The following is a 22285-nucleotide window of genomic DNA, read 5'->3' as shown; positions in this document are numbered from 1 at the left end:
CAGTGATCGATAACCATACCATAGCCATTGGCTATCACTCCTACATGCAAGGGCAATACATCGGCATCCCCGGCAAACAGGCATTGCGTTACGAGCAGATCATCCAGCTCTTTGCCATCACGCCAAATGGGATAGGAACGGCGTAAGTTTTTATCATCTATATATGAATAATTCGGGCTACCTGTAAATCGCAACCCTGCTATGGTTACATGACTAACCTCCGGTTGTATCCCTTTTGCTTCTTCTCCACCTACACCTGGCACAAGCGGGGTTGCTGTTACCACAATAGGCATCCTTTGCGGAGTCCATCCCGCATCGTCGGGCATAACATCTGCACGGATGACGAGACGGTTTTCAAGGGTATACTTATCATTAGTAAATAAAACGGTTTCAGTTAACAGGTGTATACCTTCCGAGAGTGTGATAGTGGTGGAGCCCTGCTCTTTGTTGGCATTTACGCGCTTCGCCGCCTCCAGGATGGTCTTTAATGGGAGTGCCTTGGTTCCGGGATTGACATCGTTGCCGGTTTGAGGATTAATGTAGAGTTGTTCCGCACGCGCCGTCAATGTTGTTATGATAAGCAATAGGTGGATGAGTATGTTCCTGATCATCTTTAGTCTTTTAAATGGTAGTATAGTTGTCCCTGAAATAGTTTTGTCAGCAAAGATCTGCATAACTATTCCCCCTTTTGTAAAATTAGAAAATGACCATTTTCGAAAATGGTCATTTTGGACTAAAAATGGTCATTTACACATGGCCCTGGTATTTTTGTGGGGTAGTACCTGTGAATTTTTTAAAGAACCGGTTAAAGTTGGAGGGGTCAGAAAAACCGAACTCGTAGGTAATTTCTTTCGCTGATTTGTTAGAGAATAATTGTCTCTTTATTGCTGAGATCAGTTTATGGTGAATCATTTGCTGCGCAGAAAGACCACTGTATTGTTTGCATAACTTATTAAGATGACCGGCACTGATATTCAGCATTTTTGTATACGCTGCGACACTATGACGGGTCATATACTGCGCTTCCAATAGAGATCGGAACCTGTAAAAATCCGGACATATATGGGTATCGTTCTGTAGCTTGTAAATGGCGGCGTAAAAACGGTTGAGAACGACGAGTAGTTGGTATAGAATAGCTCTTATTAAATGGTTGCTATCATTCTGGAGGTGAGAAAATTCTTGCGCTATTGCAAATACAAGTTCGATGCATTGGCCAAATGCGATGTCGGACATCTGCATGGCTGTTGGTCGCAGATATTGATGAAAGTATTGAAATCTGTACAAGAACAGTTCATCTGCGAAAAACAGATAAAGGAAGTCTTTTTCAAAGAATAGCGTATAACCACTTACTGCTTCTTCAATTGCCCAATGTCGCACTTGCCCCGGGCTGGTGAAGATAACAGTCCCTGGGGCTATGGGTATTTTATTTTCATCTAATGAAAAAATGCCGCTACCCCTTTCTATAAAAAGAACCTCGTAAAAGCTAAGCTGATGTCGTGTACTATCCAGTACAAAGTTCTCTAAAGTTTCTATACGGCCAATGTCTACCAATAGTTCCCGCCCATGTTTATAAGGAAGGAAGTGATAAGTCTTGATCATGGTAGTGGATGCTTTTTCTTTTAATTCAATGCACTGGCTCAAAGCTATACAAAACAAATTAAAAGTGGGGGCAAGGTGGAGGTTTTTCCCGGGAAGAGATAAAAAGAAGAAACGCCGGAAATAATCTCTCCGGCGTTTCTTCTTTTGACATAAAATTTAGCAGGGGTCTACCCGCCAGTGTGCTGGCTGCGCCCTGTCCTGTAAATGACGTACTCTCGCAACATGTACCGGATGATGTTTACTTGCGCAGGCAGCTTCTTTAGCTTTCTGCTGAGTAGGAAAAGGATCGGATTCTTTTCCGTCAACTACGATCACATAATGGGAGGTAGGCACATGCTCACTTGATGCATGGGGTCTGTGTTCAACGTAAGATGCAGACATAAATCTTGAATTTTATTTACTGAATACCCCAAATGTCGTAGTTGCCTGCCAGGCTTCCTTACGGGTTCCCATAGTCATATCACTGGCGGCATACATCTTTGTTCAGTGCGCACGGCGTTGGATCGTATTCACACGAACTGCGAAGACTTCTCATACTGTCTTTATTATTTTTGAACAAACCTGACTGGAATTCCAAAAATGCACGCCCTTATCCCTCATTTCAATTGACAGGATATATTTCAATCTTTTGTTCATTGTTATTAAATCCACCTATTATGAAAACTTACCTGTTTACTTTTAAACAAGCTTTAATGCTTGGTATATGGTTAACCCTCTGCATATTTATAACCCCCACATCAGTACACGCGCAGAAAATATACGCCAACCGGCAGACTAACAAAGTAAATGGTTTATGTCTCTTTTGCAGTGTAACTAATCCTGAAAATGCCGTCAACAGCAACCTGGATGACTATGCCGGTTTTGTTATTAACCTGGGCTTGCTCGGAGTAAGCATAGAAGAGACGTTAATATTCCCGGACACCAGCACAGCAGGATGTGATTCCTTGCTCATTGGCATCGGCAGCAGCAATCCCATATTATCGGTCAATCTTTTTGGCGATGTAACCGTGGAAACATACTACGGCAACATTGCCAACAACGATACAAAAGTGTTGACGGCCGGAATTTTACGGCTGCTCAACAATAATACCCGGGCAGAAGTAATGTTGAAACCTGCTGCACGTTTTGATCGTGTAAAAGTAAAGCTCACCAGTAGCCTTGTTGGGCTCCTGGAAAGTTTCCGGCTGTATTACGCTTTTCATCAGTCTCTTGCCCCGGCCGCACCGGCGATAGCGCCGGCCGCACCAAACATATGTAGTGGCGATACCATCCAGCTGACGGCTTCCGCTTCCATTGGAAACGCGATAAACTGGTATAGCAGCGCTACAGGCGGAACGCCCGTCGCAACCGGGAACATACTTAAAATTACTCCCACCACCACTACCACCTATTATGCACAGGCAGATAGCAATGGTTGCACCAGTAGCCGCACAGCGGTAACCGTGACCGTAAAGGCCAGACCAGCCGCTCCGTCAGTCATTCCTGCTGCGCCATCCATCTGTACCGGCGACTCCGTAGCACTTAACGCAACCGGTACAGGTATCAAATGGTACAATGCAGCTGTTGAAGGAACCCAGCTGTTCAACGGCAACACCTACACTGTAAACCCCGCAACCACTACCACCTATTATGCACAGGCAGATAGCAATGGTTGTACCAGTAGCCGCACAGCAGTAACCGTGACTGCAAAGGCCAGACCAGCTGCTCCGTCAGTCATTCCTGCTTCACCATCCATCTGTACCGGCGACTCCGTAACACTTAACGCAACCGGTACTGGTATCAAATGGTACAACGCAGCTGTTGAAGGTACGCTGCTGTACAAAGGCAACACCTACCCTGTAAACCCTGCAACCACTACCACCTATTATGCGCAGGCAGATAGCAATGGTTGTACCAGTAGCCGCACAGCAGTAACTGTGACTGTAAACCCGGTACCTGGAAGCCCCCATGCAGTCAATGATAGCATCTTTATCGATAAGGGCGATACCGCCACGTTATCAGTGACAAGTATTCCTCTGTTTACCATATTGTGGTACAACGCACCTCAGGGAGGCACACTGCTTTTTACCGGCAATGACTTCCGTGTCAGTCCTGTAGCCAATACTCCTTACTATGCTGCTTATCGCAGCCCGGCCGGTTGCGAAAGCAGGGTACGTACGCAAGTATGGGTACTATTGTTATCGCCGTGCAGTGTGGCGCCACTCAAACCAATTGCTTATTACCCCATGAATGGCAATACCAATGATGCCACACCCAATGGTAACAACGGTATTCCATCCGATATTTCATTTGCCAATGATTCCATATGTAAACAAGCCGCCATTTTCAATGGTACCAGCAGCAGAATACAATTGCCGGCAACTACTACTCCGACAAGCGAAATAACGTTTGCCGCCTGGATTAACTTTTCAGAATTCAATTCTGGCTTCATAAGTCCATTGATTGCAAATGGTAATGCGATTAATGCTGGAAAAAGCGGTTGGGTAATAGGTGATTCCTTTGGTTCCCTTCAGATAGTTTTTTGGACCACTAACGGTCGGGTCAATTTTCGGGAGCGTGTAATACAGGAACTAAACCGATGGTACCATATTGCTTTCACTTATGATGGCAGCAGTTATAAAGTATTTATTAATGGCGTACAAGTAGTTTCACGTACTCATACCGGAAACATAGTAAATGGAAACGCTTCCGATTACTACCTTGGTTATTATGAGGAAGTGGCAGCTCATAGAAGGGGATGGTTCAAGGGCAAGATGGATGAGGTGTACATATATCATAGAGCATTAAGCCCGGCTGAAATACAGCAGCTATATAGTTCTTATGCATTCCCACCAACTATGTCTGCCTTAACAAAACAGGAAAATCCACTTCCGGCGCCTAAAATACCAGGGCCACAGATGATCAGGCGTCAGTTGGACTTTTACCCGAATCCCAGTAATGGCGAAATCCGATTGAAGAATACAGTGGATGTTAATGGTAGTGTAATTACTGCTACAGACCTGAAAGGAAAAGAAGTATTCCGGGACATCCTGAAAGCTAACCGCTTCAGCCTGCCGCCTGCACTGCCAGCCGGAACCTACATCTTACGCGTCATTACACCAAAGCATATTATATTCACCGGCAAAGTAGTTATTAACCGGTAATGCGCAAAAAACAAGCGAAGACCGGAGCGAGCTTAAAAACCCGCTCCGGTCTTCGCTTATTAAAATTCTTTGCGCCTCTGCGGGAAAATTCACACCTACTCCTGCGCAGCAATCGCATCTTTAAGATTATCTATCGGCGGCTTGTTCATTTCATATCCTGAATAACCAAAGTTTTGGTTAAGTCTTCCTTCCCTGTTGGCATCTATGTCCGACTGAGGTACCGGCCATAGCAGGTGATAAGGGCTCGCTGTGAATACAGTGCCATATACCGTCTTTACACCTTTGTTGTAAAAGTTGTTATACCTGCTCACACGCTCATACCAGTAGCTGCTCTTGGAAAGATTCTCTACAGTATATGCCTTGCCAAATTCATCCGCTTTATGCGTGAGTGCAAAGATGTAAGATACACGGCTAAGCTCCATATGGCGCAGCTCTTCATAAAAAAGCTCTCTGGCCCTTTCATCCATGATCGTTCCCATCGTCATCTCACCGGCGGTATACATCTTTGTACAATGTGCACGGCGGCGGATCGTATTCACATCTTCTGCAGCCTGTGCCAGCTCGCCTTTCCAGAAATAGGCTTCTGCCCGTAGCAGGTAAGTTTCTGCCAGCCTGTAAATATACCAGTCGCTGGCGCCTCCGCCATAACTGTCTACTGTTTCACTCCTGGGTGTCTCAACCCATAGTTTGTAGTGGGGCCATTCAAACCAGGTCCTGATAGTATCCGTCACCAATAGCTTCCCGGCACTATTATACTTTTGCAGTGGCTTTCCGTAATACGGGTCTTTGTCAGTCAGCAGCGCCGGATTGTTGTACACCAGGTCTTCCATACGCACCCAGTTCCCGGTGCTCACACTGTGACGCAGATCTTCCGGATCATTCCAGATAGTATTGGTACTGTACCAGGTAGGCCTGCTGATGGCAACACCCCTGCCATAAGTTTTACGCAGGTCTATCAGGTCACGTGTCAGCGTATAACTGGTACTCAGACCGGGTTTGCCGGAAGGAGTGCTGATCAGCTGGTTGCCGGAACCGGAAATAAAAGGGGTGGTATTCCTCATGGTAAGCATATCCTGCCGGCTGTTCGCAAAATCTTCCCGGTTAATGACATTAAAAATGCTTTCCTTATTGGCCGCAATGGATTTATTAGGGCCGCGATGCAGGTCCCATATCACATTCCGCGTAATGTTATGAATGGCCGGCATGGGATTGACAAACGTACCGAAAGGCGCCGTCATCAGAGAATAGCCGGAACTGTTAATCAGCGTGTTGGCTACTGCGATCGCATTGTCAAACTGTCCGGCAGCCAGGTAACATTTGATCAGCAGCTGCTGGCAGGCGCCTTTGTTCACCATCCCGAAATCGCTGTTAGCCGGCACATACTTCACGGCAAACTCCATATCACTGATCAGTTGTTGTAAGATCACCTCTCTTTTGGTGGAACGGAAATTGAACTTGGGTGCAGTGATTTCTTTCGTCAGCAACGGCACATCACCGAAGTCAAATATCAGCCACAGGTAGCGGAACGACCGGTGAAAATACGCCATGCCCATCATCTGATTCCGCAACGCAGGATCTAGTCCCGGTACCCTGTCAATATTGGACACGATGGTATTGGCATATTTAATGCCTTTATATCCTTCATACCAGAAGAAATTGATCCGGTTGGTATTGACAGCATTGTTATCAGAGATAGGGGTAATCATCGCATTCAGGTCCTGTGCCGGTCCTGATTTATCAGTAGTACCATTAACCGCTGCCTCTGAAAAAAGAAGGTCTGTTAACAGAGGAGCCCCTTCACCGGTCCATACATAGGTAAGGTTCCGGTTACAACTGGTAATCGCTGCCTGCAGCCCCTCTTTGGAAGTAAGGGTAATGGCTGGCTCATAGAAAGACAACGGATCTGGCTTCAGCCAGTCTTTAGAACAACTTAACGGTAATTGCAAAGCAACTCCCAACAACAAAATGCGTATGGCTCTATGTAATGTGATCTTCATTATACACACGATTTAATCTTTTAAAAAGTAGCATTCATACCAATTGTGTAATACCTGGGCATCAAAGAAGTGGTTTCCGGGTCCCAATACTCCCAATCCTTTGCCCACACCGCCACATTTCGTACGCCTGCATGTATTTTGAACTCACTCATGTCCAGCCTCTTCGCAATATGGGCAGGCAGCGAATAAGAAACAGAGACATTATCCAGGCGGATAAAGGTCCTGTCAATGACGCGCGAAGGCGTTATATTCTGCACATTGGTAGAGTTCAGCCTCGCATATTTATTGGACGGATTTTCCGGTGTCCAGTAGTGCCTGACATAAGAATTACTTCTGTCTGTTCCTGAACCGAAATTGTTGAGATAATCCGAAGAAGTTTGTTTTTGCCCCCAGTTCGAATACATATTGAAAGAGAACTCAATGTTCCTGAACAAGGTGAAATCATTGCGCAGATTCCAACGGAAGCGCGGTGTCGTATAACCCATGAATTTTTTATCATCATTGGTATACTTTCCGTCGTTGTTTACATCTTCTACTTTCACATCTCCCGGTATTTCCCCATACCGGGCCGCCTGGGCCCTTTCGCTTTCCTGCCATATGCCCAACACATTGTAAGTCCATATGGAGTTAATATCATGACCAATGAACCATTGATTCGATATATCGCTGATCTCTCTGGAACCTGTCACCTTGCCATCTGCATCCAGCACATCCTCATAAGTATAGTAAAGATGCCTGATCTGGTTTCTGTTGAATACAAACCCCAATGTCGTAGACCATTCAACGTTCTTCCGCTGCATGTTCAGCGAAGTCAGGCCCAACTCGAAACCCCTGTTCACCACTTCGCCCAGGTTGGTGGTGACGGTGCTGAAACCGGTAAAATCGGGCAGCGATTGGTTCATCAGCAGGTCTGTAGTAGGCATGTGATAAACCTCTATATTACCGGTGATCCTGTTGTTGAGGAAGCCAAAGTCTAACCCTATGTTCCAGGAAGAAGTGGATTCCCATTTCAAACCATAGTTAGCCATCCGGTCTACATACAGCTGCGACAGTTCGTATACCGTACCATTGGTCTGTACATAGGGGTAACGCCCGGCGCCGGTAGTCAGGTTGGACAATGCCTGGTATATGCCAATGGAACGGTTGCCATTCATACCCCAGGACAAACGCAACTTGCCCGTGCTCATCGGCTTCCAGTGGAAGAAGCGTTCGTCTGCAAAGTTCCAGGCAAAGGCCAGCGAAGGGAAGGTAGCCCTGGGATGAGACAAGCCAAAGGCAGAATATCCATCCCTGCGCAGCGAAGCCGTTAGCATATACTTGTTGTTGTAAGAATAAAATACACGCGCCATCAGCGCATCTCCCGTACTATGCTGGTCATTGCTGCTGATCGTCGTCTTTAAGGGATTGGCTGCGCCCATATTATGAAAGCCAAGTGCATCAGTAGGAGAAAAATCCCTGCCGGTAATACTTTCATTCCATGACTTATGCTCTTCTGCATTCTGTAACAGCGTCACCTTCACATTGTGTTTTTGTGCAAAAGTGTAATCCCATGAAATAACATTGTCTATCTGCCAATCAAAATTCTTGGTGCTTTCCCGGATGGCCTTTCCGTTATCAGACCATAAGGGATTCTGTGATGACTCCTGGTACCTGTTGTAGAACCATTGCATCCGCGGGGAAAAGTTCAGCTGATAACTGATATTAAAGGGCAGCTTGATAGTCTGATAAATAGTAGTATTTAAAACAGTATATCCCTTTTCCAGCTTCTTGTACTGATTACTGAATGCTGAATTCACTCCCGGACTTATACTGGAGCCCATGGGGTAGGGGTCCAGTTTCCCGCTCTCATCATAAGGAAGGGCAAAAGGAGTGTTGTTGATAATCTGTCCTGACCAGTCCACCGCAAAGTTACCATCCGAGCGGTCCTGGAAGTTGATGTTCACACCGGTATGCATCCACTTGTTGACTTTCCCGTCCAGCTTGATATTAGCCCTGTAGGCACGGTATTTATCACCTGCAATGATACCCTCGTTGTTCAGGTATCCCATGGATAGGTAATAATTAAAAACATTCTTATTCCTTCCAGAAAAACTTACATCATAATCCTGCTGTAAACCATGCTGAAAAGAGTGATCAAACCAGTCATAGGTTTTGCCTTTGGCATAGTTCTGCCGCTCCTTATCAAACAGGCCTATACGTCGCAGCCATATATCATCCGGATCACCTGTTTGTGCATCATAGGCAAGCCAGTCAGCCATCGTAATGCCGTATTTTGAGAGATTCTCTTTTGTAGGTTGCACGTACTTCGCAGGGGTAGCCCACCTGGTAGTACTGTTGAACATGTCGGTACGGTAATTCAGATAACCGGATGCGTCATACACCCGGCGTTTGCTGCCCATTGTACCTATACCGGTATTAGCACTAAACCTGATAACCGGTTTGTCAGTGGTGCCTTTCTTTGTAGTGATGATGACAACGCCATTGGCAGATTTGGCCCCATAAATGGCAGCCGCAGATGCGTCTTTCAATACGTCAAAATGTTCTATATCCTGTGGATTGATCTCTGACAACTCTCCGAAGAATATAACCCCATCCAGCACAATAAGCGGATCATTACCGGCATTTAAAGACCGCTGCCCACGTATCTGCATATCTCCGCCACCTTTTGCGGATGTATTCTGCGTGATATTCAATCCCGGTACACCACTTCGAAGCAGGTCCTGCACCGAGCGCGGACTCTCTTTCTCCAGCTTTACCGTCTTCAACTGGCTGATAGCGCCCGTCAGGTCTTTCTTCCGCATAGAACCATAGCCTACCACTACCACTTCATTGATCCGCTGGTCCCGGCTCTTCAGCGATACCAGTAAGGAGAAATCAGCGCCAGGTTTCAGGGTATAACCGTTCAGCGTCTGGTTCTCAAACCCTACATAGGAAAAGGTAAAAGAATACCCTGATCCTGAAAGCAATCGATTGAAAGTAAAGACACCATGATTGTCTGTTTGTACAGCAGCCGAAAAATTATTGGCGGCATTCTTAACGGTAACGCTGACCCCCCATAGTGGTTCTCCCGTCGTTTCATTTTTTACGATGCCCGTCACATCTGCTCGTTGTTGGGCATGAAGGAGCATAGGTAAAAGGCAAAGCATCATCGCTACGCCCAATATGGCGTAGGTGGAAATCCATTTTTTCATGTAGAAATGATGTCTTTAGTTAGGCAATAAAAAGCCGCGTTGATCTGTCAACGTCGCGCAAAACGGATGTTTGTATTTTGGTCAATCTTTCTTTCTGATGATATAGCTGTCTTCCTTTTTCTCGACAGTTAGGCGGTTGAGTAATGCTATATCGTGTAATATCGTTTCTAATGAATCTGTTTTATGCAGCCTTCCTGAGAAATATTTATTCCGCAGGTCAGCAGGATAATAATAAATATCCACCTGGTAATAACTACTCAGCTGATCAAGCACTTCTGAAAGCAGAGACGCATCAAAAGTATACCAGTCGGGCCTGTGAACAGTACTGCTCTTAACATCCGCGGGACCGGCTTTTACCAGATGCATTCCCGGTATATTGTGTTGGATACTTGCCTGCATCGAGGTCTTACTATACGTCAGCTCCTCACCCGGCAGCAAAACTACCCTGCCCTTCCATGCTGTATGAATGGAATCCACAGCTGATACCTGCACCTTACCTGCATGCAGCTTCACCTTTATCACATCGTTGTCCATAAACGATTGCACGGTAAAGGAAGTGCCCAGCACAGTGGTGGCCAGCTTGTCTGAATACACAATGAAAGGCTTGCCCTTGTCTCCGGCTACTTTAAACAATGCCTTCCCCGACAGGTATATAGCCCTGCTTTTATCAGAAAGGAACGATTCATTAAACCGTATGCTGCTGCCAGGCGATAATAGAACTTCTGAACCATCAGCCAGCATGATACGCATCTCTGCATGGGAAAAATTCTTTTTCTCCGTCATCCGCACCATATCCCCGGAAGATGTCTCACGCGCTGCGATTGGCCGCTTTGCAGCAGGCTTGTAAAGCCACAGCACTCCTGCAACCAGTCCGGCTGATATAGCAGCTGCCAACCAGATGCGTCTCCGGCCTTTCCTGAAAGAACGGTTGCTTACAGTATGAAACATCCTCCTGGAAAGGTCCGGGTCCACTTCCTGGCTCACGACAAAATTATCCCAGTCCTCCTCTGTCATATAGCTGCTCCATTCCTCGGGATTATCACGAAAATATTCCAGCACTGCTTTTTTTTCATGGTCACTGCATTCGTTCCTGAAATATTTGACAATTAATTCCCTTGATATCATTTTTCAGTTTGAATAGTGAGGACTCTTGCAATAATATCGTTTGAAAGAAGCGTATCCCCCAATGAGAAGATAAATTTTTTTTAGTGCAGCACTAACAGGATTAACAGGATCAAAGATTTTCTTAGATGCTTGATAGCAAGTGCTATATGATTTTCTACAGTTTTAACAGACAAGGAAAGCAGTTCCGCAATCTCCTTATAAGATTTAAATTCATAACGGCTAAGCTCAAACACCCTTCTCCTGACAGGAGGCATGTTATCCACCATATGGTGGATCCGTTGCTGCAGCTCTTTTACCTCTACAGTATCGGAGAGATGCCACACATCGTTTTCTGCCGGACTTTCCAGCTTCCGTACCCTGTCCCTCACAGCATCCTTCCTTAGCAAGTCAATACAGGTAGCCCTGGCTATATGGAATATCAGCTTACCCACCTCCTCAGACTCGTTTAGCTGCTGCCGGTAGTCCCATAATTTAATGAAAGTGATCTGCGTAGTCTCTTCTGCAATATAGGAGGAACCCGTTCTGGAAAGGACATATAAATATACTTTCCGATGATACTCGTTAAATAATTCTTTGAAAACGGAAGTATTCCCCTCTTTTAACGCACGGATCATATTGAACGTGGACATGATTTAAATATGCGAATCGCCATTTCCCGACCAAAATAGAAAAAATATACGAAGTGGAAACATTTTTCATTTCGTTATATCGAAAGCATCCTCAAAAAATAAGAAAGTGGTTACGCAGGCGCCACCGGATGAATACACAACATAAACCGGGAGCAAAAAAAACATCAATAGTTGTCAAAATGATGGCGGTATGCTGCCGGTATTGGATATAATTTTACCGGTTCGTGTGGAATATATTGCCGGGCGCAACATGCGCATTTCCACGGTTAAGCACGTATCAACCAATGATAACACGTCTATGATTTTTCTACTTTAAAAATTAATGTATGTACATTCCCATTCCGGGTAAAAAAAGTTTACAAACTAACAGAACGCTGATACGCAATAATGTGAAAAGAATGCTTTGCTGTGTTGTCGCCGGATCGTTGTTCGTATCTCAGTTGTCAGCACAACACAAAAAAGATCCGGTTACTGCTCCTGCTCCATATCTTCCGGTACCTGGCCCCGCACAATTAAGATGGCATAAGGCTGAATATGAAATGTTCATCCACTTTGGAATGAAAACATTCTATCCAAGTGATAACCACATGGGCAATGGTGGGGAAGACCCACAGCGGTTTAATCCTTCCCGCTTCAACGCGAGCCAATGGGTGAAAGCCGCCAGGGCCGGTGGATTCAACGGAATTGTACTAACCGCAAAACATCATGATGGCTTCTGTAACTGGCAGACGCAAACCTCCCGCCATAGCGTTGGCTTCTCCGGATGGAAAAATGGTAAGGGCGACGTGGTAAAAGAATTGTCGGATGCCTGCCGCAGAAACGGAATGAATTTCGGTCTTTATGTGTCTATTATAGATAAACATTTTGAGCGCTTCGGATCAAAAGAAGATACTTCTTACGGCGCCTACTACTACCGGCAGCTCAAAGAACTCAGTTCAAACTACGGCAAGATCGATCACTACTGGTTTGATGGATTCAATGCCGACAACCTGAAGCTCGATTACCCCGCTATGGCACGCCTGATAGCCAAAAAACAACCGGAGGCTGTCGTATATGATTCCCATACGATGGTAAGTACAATCCCGGATCGTGCCATCGCCTGGCCGGGTGGCCACGGCGGCATTAGCCCCGATCAGGATTATGTCCAGGTAATAGATGGACAACGGCGTTGGTACCCCAACGAACCGTCTCTTATCCTCCAGGGAAACTGGTTCCACATCGGCAAACCATGTGTAAGCCTGGAACAAACAAAAGAATATTACCTGTCAACCGTAGGATACGGTGTAACCCCGCTGATGAATGTGGCCCCCAACAGTGATGGACTGATCGACGACAATACCATTAAGATGTTGTCATCGTTTAAAAAATGGGTGGATTCCTTACATCAGCGAAACCCCGCACTACACGCAAAGGCCAGAGACACAGGACACAGAGGGAATAACCCCAAATTCGACGCCGGCAACGTAAACGATGGAAACTACGATACCTATTTCGCTACAGATGATAACGTAACGGATGCAACAATAGAACTGGATCTTGGCGCCTCCTGTAAAATCGACGGATTTATCCTGCAGGAGTACATCCCCCTGGGTCAACGCATAGACGGCTATACCATCGAATGTCATGCAAACGGGAAATGGACGGAAGTCTTCTCCGGGAAAAAGATAGGCTATCAGAGAATCATCCTCGCCGGGATGGCATCAGCCAAAAATGTTAGCTTCCCCGATGCGGATGCCGTGAGATTGAAGATCCATAACGCCCACGCTTGTCCCTTGATTAATAATTTCCAGGTAATCAGCTTAAAATAAAACAGATACAGCTATAATTTTCTCGCAAAGAAGCAAAGGAGCAGAGAGCGCAAAGGATATTTTTAAGTTAAATTAAGACTGTTTAATAGTTTCCGACAATATTTACGGACTATCAAAGCATTCTTTGCCAACTTAAAAATATCCTTTGCGCTCTCTGCTCCTTTGCTTCTTTGCGAGAAACCTTCGCTTACCGCTTATAAACCCCGACTTCTGCCAACGCACTGGTACCCCCGTTTTTATAATCAGATCTCGCAATTACCCGGAAATACCGGAATGATACGGCATTGCTCAGATCTATGTACTGCTTGTCTGCTACGGCCGCCAATGTATAGGCGCCCAGCGGCTCCCACGTTGTTTTATCGTTGCTCATTTCTATTTCCACCAGCTTCAAAGGACCATCCAGCGGAGTACGTTGTATAAACGTAATCCCGTAAACAAGGTTCATAGCGCCCATGTCCACCGTGATTGTATGAGGATAGGTAACGCCGGAAATCTTTGACATCAGCCAGGCGGTAGTGGGGTTATCATCAATGGAGAAGGCCGGCCCGCGCCCTGACGGCTCGTCAAAGTCAGTAGCAGTAGCCGTCCACCCGCTTTTGACGTATTCCTTCGGCGGGCCTTTTACCGCTACAGTTTCGTACGCGGAATAAAAAAGATCAATAGCGCTCGTATCCGGCTTATACTCAGTAGTGTAGTCAAAAGCCGCCGTCGGACTAAATGCAAAATTCGAAAGGGTAGTAGTAACAGAATCAACGGGAACGGTTACACGCTGCTCACTGCCACCGGTATTGGTGTACCTGATTTGTGTGGCGGTAACACGGGTATCAGCACTTCCCCAGGTAATGGAAACTTTACCATTGGCATAAATAGCGCTCTTAACAGGCCGTGGCAAAAGGGAGCTGATATATCGGTCGCCATATACCTGCCCCGTAGTACTCACCCGGATCGATTTGTTCCCCTTGTCGTCAAAGGTGTAAATATCGAATGTATAGGGACCTTCCGCCAGGGGCGACAGAATTACGTTTACAGTATCCACTTCATACATCCTTTTGGTCGTTACTTCCAATGAATCGCTTTTATTGTTCCAGTATATTTTAGCCCTGGTCACCTGTGGATCTGTAAGCAGCCAGGAAAGCTGCAACCGGTTCTTCCCCGGAAACACTTTTACGGAATCAACTGCGCCGGCATATGGAATTTCTCCGTTCGCAATAAATTGTTTGTAGCTGTCGTCCATTTTACTGCAAGCCGATAGCAGCACCAGCAGCAGCACGATATAGGAAAGATGTCTTTTCATGATTGATAATTTTATGATTACTGCACGTTACCCCAGAAAGTGAGCTCCGCTATGTATAAGTGATCCAGCAACCCCCATACTTTGATGGTCTTAAAACGCAGGTACCTGACCGGGGGAATATCCGCCGGAAAATCAAAATCTTCTCCGTCTACGGTAGCAAACTGTTTATCTTCTGTCGTCACAGTACCTTCCGGTGCACCCGATGGCTTTACCGATTGAAAGCGGCCCAGCAACTTCCAGTTATTCCAGCTGCCGTCAATACCAGGATTGTCACTACCCCATATTTCATACACCTTTGGGTCTCCACCGGTATAAGGCCCGGCCGTAGTGCCATCCCGGTGATGCAGCTTCAGGCGGCTCAGCGTAGCGGTTACACCCAGGTCTATGGTAAACCATTGCGGTAGCCCGCTGCCCGGTTTGGTATGGAAAATAACACCGCCTCCGCTACCCAGTTTATCATCCCACAGGTTAGGAATTTTACTGCCGATATGTCCCGAATAAGTATCAGTAGGCAGGTCCAGCTCCTTAAACTTCGACTTCTCCAGCTTCTTCTCAAAAAACGGCGTCAGCTCCGCAAATAAGGTGTCAGAACGATTATTCCACCGGTCTCTCACATAAACGCCGAACTTCCTTTTGTTGACGTTAAATCCCCTGGCGGCAAAGGAGCCCTCTTTTCTTTTGGTGTAAAATGTTTCAGCCGGCACCAGCTCATTGGTGGAATCATTGGCCAGTACAGATATCACCACATCCGCTTCTGCATCATTCACAAAACTGATCCGCACACCGCCAAATGTTGGCGACATTTTAAGCTGGCTGAATACCGCTTTCACCGGTGGCGTTAAAGGTTTTACGGAGATGGTTACCGGGGCGGAACTGTTTTCACCCCGGCTCACAGCATACAACTTCACCGGGTAGTCCAGCGTATCCGGAAATCCGTCGATGGTAAGATTGTTCTGGTAGTAGGAAGCCTTTACCTCCCGCTCCACACCCGGCCGGATGGAATACACTGCTTTTACATACAGCAGGTCTCCGCCTTTAGGCCGGCTATAGCTGATCAGGGCGCCGCCTGCGATACCTGTTGCTTTTACATTGGTTACCGGCTCCGGCGCATGATCTTTATTGATAGGCCCCGTGATGTCTTGTTTGCAATAGCAAAGGCTGATAAGCCCCGCGTAAATAATATATTTTTTCATGTAGGATACATTTTTGGAAACAGCTTACCAGCCCGGATTCTGGTTGATCTTTTTATTACTCAGCAATTCTGATTCAGCAATGGGCCATAAATAATCCCTGGGCGTAAAGATCTGGTTGTAAATCACTTTTTCCCGGTAATAGGCCGCTGCATCTTCCTGGGCCAGGTCCCAGCCAGTGATAGGCTTATTCATCTCACTCACCGCTTTCTTCCATCTGCGCAGGTCCCAGTACCGCTGGCCCTCAAAGGCAAGTTCAATCAGGCGCTCCCGTTGGATGATCTCCCGCATGCCATCTCTGTTGGAAAACTTCGCAGGGTTACGCGAATAGTTCGTCCACGCACTTTCTACCGCAGGTATACCGGCCCGCGCGCGTACCAGGTTCACATACCGGTATACATCTCCATCCGGACCATTCACTTCGTTCGCCGCCTCTGCATACAGCAGGTACAGGTTAGCCAGCCGGATAATAGGCCAGGGATAATTTTGTGTGGTATAGGCATTGCCATCGCCAATCACGTTGTTAAAGTTCACCAGCTTCTTCGGCCAGTAACCGGTAACAGAATAAGACGACTGGTTTTGTGCGCTCGCTGGCTGCCCCTTTTTACAGGAAACAAAAAACAGGTTGGCATTATCGTTAAATAAACCCTGTCCGTACCAGATGCCTCCATCAAATCCCAGATCTGCATAAAAACGGGGTTCCCGGTCGAAATGAAGCGCTGCTGTCTGGTAACCTTCCTGAATGTCATACCGGTAGGCATGCGTGCCTGTACGCAGCTTAAAACGGCCGTTGTAATCCCAGGTCTTATCCTCTGTAATAGGAACACCGTGGTTACTATAAAACATCTCAGCTATCTTAAGGGTAGGCGCAATGTTACCCGCAACGCCGCTGTTCGCTGTTTTGGCAGGATCAAGTCCCCGCGGGGTAGCCCTGGACTGTATCGTGGAAGCCATACTGTTGGTATGTCCCCAGATGATCTCAGGATTCCATTTCTCGCATACCGCATTGCGGATACTGAGCTCCGTGCGGGTAGTATCAGATATCTTATAAGGGAAGAAGGGTGGATTGAAAGTATATAACCGGTATCCCTGCGATTCACAAAGCGTAATAGCATCCTTACACGCAGCCGCCGCACGTACCCACTTCTCCGGACTCACAGCGCCCGGAAACAACAACCGCCCATCCGGTCCTTTAAACCCCGTATAGTCCGGATTACCATTAAACAGCGGACTGGCAGCCAACACCAGCACCTGTGCTTTTACAGATACCGCAATAGCTCTGGTAATACGCCCCAGCTCAGATACTTCGTTCTCTATTTTATCCGGCAATTGCGCCGCTGCTTCATCCAGCTGCTGTACAATGTAGTTTACACAGGAATCTACCGGCTCCCGCGGAGGATACACCTGCGCAGGGCCTGCGCCTACCGGTACATTCTCTTTGATCAGCGGAATAGGTCCATACATCTGGAACAGCCAGAAATGATAATAGGCTTTGAGAAACTTCGCTTCCGCCGCCCAGCGCTGCTTTTCCGCAGGTTGCATATCCGGCACCCGGTCTATATTATCCAGGAAAATATTACACTGACGGATACCCTCAAACAGGTCTTTACCGCCAGCGGTACCCATCCAGTAATTCATATAACAGTTCACCACATTCTGGTTGCCACGCGCAATCTGCCAGGCGTTGGAACCAGTAGAAACCGGTAACCAGTATTCATCACCCGCAGCATTGGCAGGATTACCATCAAAGTCGCCCAGCGCAGGCATATAGGAATAACAGGTGAAAAGAAAACGTTCAGCCGTCGATCGCAACCGGAATGCATAGTCAATAGTAGCCACGTTATCCGGCACTATGTCCAGGTACTTTTTACAGCTGCTGAACACTGCCGGCAATACGAACGCAGATATTAAAATGAATATTTTTTTCATGATGTCACATTAAAAAGATAAAAAGCTCATTGTCAGAAAGTGGCCATGGCGCCCATGTTGAATACACGCTGCACCGGATAGCCAAGACCATTACCCGCCATCTCCACATCCCATAGTTTAAACTTGCTCCAGGTAAACAGGTTGGTACCGTTGAAGTATACACGTAAACGTCTTACATACTTCAGCTTACGGAGGGTATAACCTATCTCTACCTGCTTCAGCCGCATAAAGGCGCCGTTACGCATAAACCAGGTGCTCTTCTGGGAGTTGTTGTCATTGCCAATCGAAGTAGTGCTCAACCGCGGCCATAATGCATACAGGTTCCGGTTCTCCTCTGACCAATGACTGTCAGCATATACTTTCAGCAGCTGGTTCTGCCCAACAAATGGCGCGGTAGCATTGGCATCAATCCAGAACGATTCCCTGCCAAGTCCCTGGAAAAAGGAAGAGAAGTCAAAGCCTTTATATCCAACAGAGAAACCAAATCCATACGTGATTTCCGGAGTAGTAGGGTAGCCCAGCGGCACCTGGTCCAGTTCCGTAATCTGGCCGTCGCCGTTCACATCATGGTACTTTATGTCGCCGCCGCCGTACCCGCCGAAATTTTGCTTGGGAGATTTCGCCGCTTCGGCATCATCCACAAAAAGCCGCTCCGCTATATATCCCCATTGCTGCGAAATAGGATAGTTGACATGCAGCTTCCAGGGAACGCCATCATAAGAAGGCTCTTCATATACCGTAAATTTGCTGGTGGCATAAGTGAAATTAGCCCTCGCCTGTATCCAGAAGTGTGGATTAAAGGAATGCTTGTAATCGGCCGATAAATCCACTCCCTTGCCCTCCGCGGCGCCCACATTAGCCCTGGGTTGCGCGGAAAGGCCCATGGTTGCAGGCGTCGCCGTCCTGGTCATAAGGATATTACTACGCTGCTCCATATAGAAATCTGCCTGTATATCCAACTTGCCAAACAATCCCAGCTCAATACCCAGGTTGGCCTTCTTTGCCAGCTCCCAGGTAATATCAGGATCTGCATATCTCGACAGCGAAATACCCGGTCTGGTGTAGCCATTGTCGCGGCCAAACACCGCCCCCTTTCCTGCATCATTCATATTGACATTAGACAGGTACATAAAGCGGTCCTCAGGGCCACCAATGGCATCGTTACCGGATAACCCATAGGTTGCCCGCAACCGGAGATTCGAAATCGTACGCTTGTAAGACTCCATGAATTTTTCATTCGATACACTCCAGGCCATACCAACCGATGGAAAGAAACCATAACGATGCGATTGATGAAAACGCTCAGACCCATTGTACCCAAAGTTCAGTTCAACATAATACCTGCTTTTATAAGAATAGGTGCCACGGCCCGCCAGGCCCACGTTGCGGTAGGGGAGTGAGGCCTGCAGATCTTTGGCATTGCCGGTGAGACTGTTACGCACCATAAACACAAACAAACCACTCAGCGTATGATCCTTGTGAAAAGTCCGGTTATAATTTAAAGCAGACTCCATATAAAAATTGGAACTCACCGTTTTTTCACCTGGTTTATAGTCCAGGTATTCTGTACCAGTCGACTCATTCAGTAATTTCAGTTTATAGGTGTTCTGTAATTTATCATAAGAACCAGCCGAATACCAGAAAGGGTCATAGGAACGGGTAACATCGAAATACGCATTCCGGGTAACATTCAACATCGTCCTGAAACTAAGCCCCTCCGTTAATGCGCTGAGATTTTGCTTTACCTCAAACTGCGCCGCCATCATAGAGCGGGAATAATTTTTATAACCCATCACCATGTCGGCATAGGGGTTCAGCAGGTACTTACCGCTGCCGTCGTCATAATTGCCGAACATAATATGCTGCACATACTGATGGTCTGCATCCATCGGGTAATAAGCAGGAAAGTATACCGGGTTGGTACGCATTACTTTTTTATAGAGGTCAGCGCCCCCGTCGATAGGACCGGTATAATCATCAAAAGAACCACTGAGGCGTACCGCCAGATCGGTAGACTTGGTGACTTTAACATTTACGTTGGAACGTAGCGAATAACTCTTGAGACTGATATTACTGTTGAAGTTATTCCGCTTGTCTACATGCAGAATACCGTTGTCTTTGTTAATAGATCCGGCTACGTAGTAACGTGCCACATTACCGCCACCACTCACATTCAGATTAGCGCGCTGGTTAGTCGTGAAATTTTTAAACAGCATTTTCCGCCAGTCTGTGGTCGGATACATGACAGGATTAATGCCTGATATCGTATTATCAATTTTCTGATCTGTATAGGGAAGCTGCCCGAGTGGATCTCTGGTAAGTACCGCTTCATTGTTCAACCGCATATAGGTAATAGGATCTGCCAGGGCTACGTTGCGGGTGGGCGCTGCAATAGAGTTCTCCACACGGAGGGTGATAGCCGCCTTACCTTCCTTTCCTTCTTTCGTGGTCACCAATATCACCCCGTTAGCGGCGCGGCTGCCATAAAGGGACGTGGCGGTAGCATCTTTCATGATGGAAAAACTGGCGATGTCGTCCGGTTGTAAACGCGCCAGATCAGTCACCGTCAGCTCTATGCCGTCTATCAGTATCAGCGGGTCTTTTTTGTAACCAAAGGTGGTAACACCCCGGATAAAAAAATCAGCGTTGTCCTGTCCCGGTTCACCGCTGCGCTGGTAGCCGATTACGCCGGCAATGCGCCCCGCCAGCGCAGTAGTGAGGTTGCTGGCCGGAACTTTTAATTCCTCCGGGTTGATAGTCGTTACGGCGCCTACCACATCCGCTTTTTTCTGCCTGCCAAAAGCCACAATCACCGTTTCCCCCAGCTGGTTGAGAGACGGCCGCATCGTTACATTAATCTTCTCCCTGCCATTAACCGGTATTTCCCGGGTGGTAAATCCCATCATCGAAAATATCAAGGTGGCATTATCCGCTACTTTAAGAATATAACGCCCGTTTTCATCTGAGGCAGTACCTACGCCAGGTTTATTCTTTACCGCTACAGTTACACCTGTCATCGGGGTGCCACTGCTGTCAGTAATCAGGCCTCTTACTTCTTTGTCCCTCGCCTGGAATGCCACAGCTGCAGAAGCTGGCCACCAGCATAATAGCAGCAGCGCCGCCACAATACCAGCGTAAAATTTGTGTTGCATAAATTGCTTTTGATGGTTGATAAAATTCGTATATGCGTTTTCGTTATAGAAACGGCAAACCCGTTCCGCAGATAGTTTCTTATCTGGCAGATCAGGGGTAGGACAACGCGATTATCGCCTCTCTGGGAGAATATTGCTGGTAGCAGCTATGCGCCGGATGCCTTCATCAGGAAATAATAACTCATAACGCTCTTTTTTACAGAATCAAGTTTTCTTGAAATCGATTGCAATTAATGGTTTTAAAAACGGCATTACATCTCTGGTAGCAATCACCCGAAATGAAATGCCAGTCATTGTTTACTGTTTATTTCCACAAATAAATATTGCTACATCACATGAATAACAACAAGGAAATGTTATCATGCTGGTTTGTGGTAACGGTTGCTTCGGCATATGGGGAATATTTACAAAAGCTAAAACGAAGATTCCATAATAATGTGAATATTGCAAATTTTCTAAGATGTAAAATACAATGACAGTAGTTGTTTTATACGGCTGCGAGGTTGTGAATGAAATCATTGAAAAAAAAGTTCGGACCGTTTATTATTTGACTGCTTAAACGTACATTTATCGGCAAATTTATTCTTCCTATGAACATTGGTCAGAAAATAGCGCGCCTGCGAGGAATCCGTGGTATCAAGCAGGCTGACCTCGCGTGGCGTTTGGGAATAACGCAACAGGCGTTGTCAAAAATTGAAAACTGTGAATCGATGGACGATGAACGGCTGGAAAGAGTTGCCGCCGCCCTCGAAGTTTCACCAGAAGTGATCCGCAACTTCACAGAAGAAGCTATCACAAATAATGTACAGGACCCCCCCGCTAATGTAATCAGCTACCAGTTTGATCCCATCGAAAAAATTGTCGACCTGTACGATCAACTGTTAGCCACAGAACGTAAACGTATCGAACTGTTAGAAATGATGTTAAAACAGGAACAAGAGAAAAAAAACTAAAGCATATGATGAGATAGCAAATGTAACAGCTATTCATAGTGAACAATAGAGATTACCAGTGGCAATGTAGTATTCCAGCTTTTACCCCCTTTTCCCAGGAATTGCATATCGGCTGTCAGCACTGCACACGTAACATATAACGTGTAATCGGATGTTATTGCCGGCGCTATCAGCTTTTGTTCATCCGGCTTTTGCCTTTATCATTTTGAGCAATATTGTCAGGTATTTATGGAATAAGTGCTGGATATTATGAGTGGGTGAATATATGAAAAGTA

The 22285-nt window shown here is 46.5% G+C and carries 14 protein-coding genes; 3 read left to right on the top strand and 11 right to left on the bottom strand.

What is annotated here, in order from left to right; translation table 11 throughout:
• The 3 genes from VM802_RS09835 to VM802_RS09825 all read right to left on the bottom strand — a co-directional run.
• The coding region (locus tag VM802_RS09835) for a hypothetical protein (protein WP_325529836.1) at positions 1-611 on the bottom strand (611 nt) is incomplete at its 3' end.
• 136 nt (positions 612-747) lie between these two features.
• Entirely contained in the window at positions 748-1599 is an 852-nt protein-coding gene (locus tag VM802_RS09830) for an AraC family transcriptional regulator (RefSeq protein ID WP_325529834.1), read from the bottom strand.
• A 156-nt stretch (positions 1600-1755) separates the two neighbouring features.
• Entirely contained in the window at positions 1756-1980 is a 225-nt protein-coding gene (locus tag VM802_RS09825; RefSeq protein WP_325529832.1) for a hypothetical protein, read from the bottom strand.
• A 275-nt stretch (positions 1981-2255) separates the two neighbouring features.
• On the opposite strand from VM802_RS09825, the gene VM802_RS09820 reads away from it, so the two are divergent.
• Positions 2256-4742, top strand: a complete 2487-nt coding sequence (locus tag VM802_RS09820; protein WP_325529830.1) for an Ig-like domain-containing protein — start codon at positions 2256-2258, stop codon at positions 4740-4742.
• A gap of 95 nt (positions 4743-4837) precedes the next feature.
• On the opposite strand, the gene VM802_RS09815 is transcribed toward VM802_RS09820, so the two are convergent.
• The 4 genes from VM802_RS09815 to VM802_RS09800 form a co-directional block, all read right to left on the bottom strand.
• Positions 4838-6739 carry a RagB/SusD family nutrient uptake outer membrane protein gene (locus tag VM802_RS09815; protein WP_325529828.1) on the bottom strand — a complete coding sequence of 634 codons (1902 nt, stop codon included), beginning with the start codon at positions 6737-6739 and terminating at the stop codon, positions 4838-4840.
• A 20-nt stretch (positions 6740-6759) separates the two neighbouring features.
• Entirely contained in the window at positions 6760-9930 is a 3171-nt protein-coding gene (locus tag VM802_RS09810) for a SusC/RagA family TonB-linked outer membrane protein (protein ID WP_325529825.1), read from the bottom strand.
• An 81-nt stretch (positions 9931-10011) separates the two neighbouring features.
• Entirely contained in the window at positions 10012-11055 is a 1044-nt protein-coding gene (locus VM802_RS09805) for a FecR family protein (protein WP_325529823.1), read from the bottom strand.
• An 80-nt stretch (positions 11056-11135) separates the two neighbouring features.
• Complete coding sequence (locus tag VM802_RS09800) at positions 11136-11684, bottom strand: RNA polymerase sigma-70 factor (protein WP_325529820.1); 549 nt, start codon at positions 11682-11684, stop codon at positions 11136-11138.
• A 326-nt stretch (positions 11685-12010) separates the two neighbouring features.
• Here VM802_RS09800 and VM802_RS09795 point away from each other — a divergent pair, with 326 nt between their 5' ends.
• Positions 12011-13492, top strand: coding sequence for an alpha-L-fucosidase (locus VM802_RS09795; RefSeq protein ID WP_325529818.1), 1482 nt, complete (start codon positions 12011-12013; stop codon positions 13490-13492).
• Between the two features lie 187 nt (positions 13493-13679).
• On the opposite strand, the gene VM802_RS09790 is transcribed toward VM802_RS09795, so the two are convergent.
• The 4 genes from VM802_RS09790 to VM802_RS09775 are packed head-to-tail and all read right to left on the bottom strand — an operon-like array spanning position 13680 to position 21057.
• Entirely contained in the window at positions 13680-14786 is a 1107-nt protein-coding gene (locus VM802_RS09790; RefSeq protein ID WP_325529816.1) for a DUF4998 domain-containing protein, read from the bottom strand.
• A gap of 17 nt (positions 14787-14803) precedes the next feature.
• Positions 14804-15979, bottom strand: coding sequence for a DUF5000 domain-containing lipoprotein (locus VM802_RS09785; protein ID WP_325529814.1), 1176 nt, complete (start codon positions 15977-15979; stop codon positions 14804-14806).
• 24 nt (positions 15980-16003) lie between these two features.
• The gene (locus tag VM802_RS09780) at positions 16004-17905 is read right to left on the bottom strand and encodes a RagB/SusD family nutrient uptake outer membrane protein (protein ID WP_325529812.1); all 1902 of its coding nucleotides are present in this window, start codon (positions 17903-17905) and stop codon (positions 16004-16006) included.
• 32 nt (positions 17906-17937) lie between these two features.
• Positions 17938-21057, bottom strand: coding sequence for a SusC/RagA family TonB-linked outer membrane protein (locus VM802_RS09775; RefSeq protein ID WP_325529809.1), 3120 nt, complete (start codon positions 21055-21057; stop codon positions 17938-17940).
• Positions 21058-21647: 590 nt separating this feature from the next.
• Between VM802_RS09775 and relB the strand changes: the two genes are divergently transcribed.
• Positions 21648-22010: a type II toxin-antitoxin system RelB family anti-toxin gene (gene relB, locus VM802_RS09770; protein ID WP_325529807.1), complete on the top strand. Its 363-nt coding sequence runs from the start codon at positions 21648-21650 to the stop codon at positions 22008-22010.
• Positions 22011-22285 lie beyond the last annotated feature (275 nt).

Origin of the sequence: Chitinophaga sp., assembly GCF_035538455.1 — a bacterium.
In the GTDB taxonomy this organism is placed as follows: domain Bacteria; phylum Bacteroidota; class Bacteroidia; order Chitinophagales; family Chitinophagaceae; genus Chitinophaga.
This window is presented reverse-complemented; position numbering and strand designations above follow the sequence as displayed.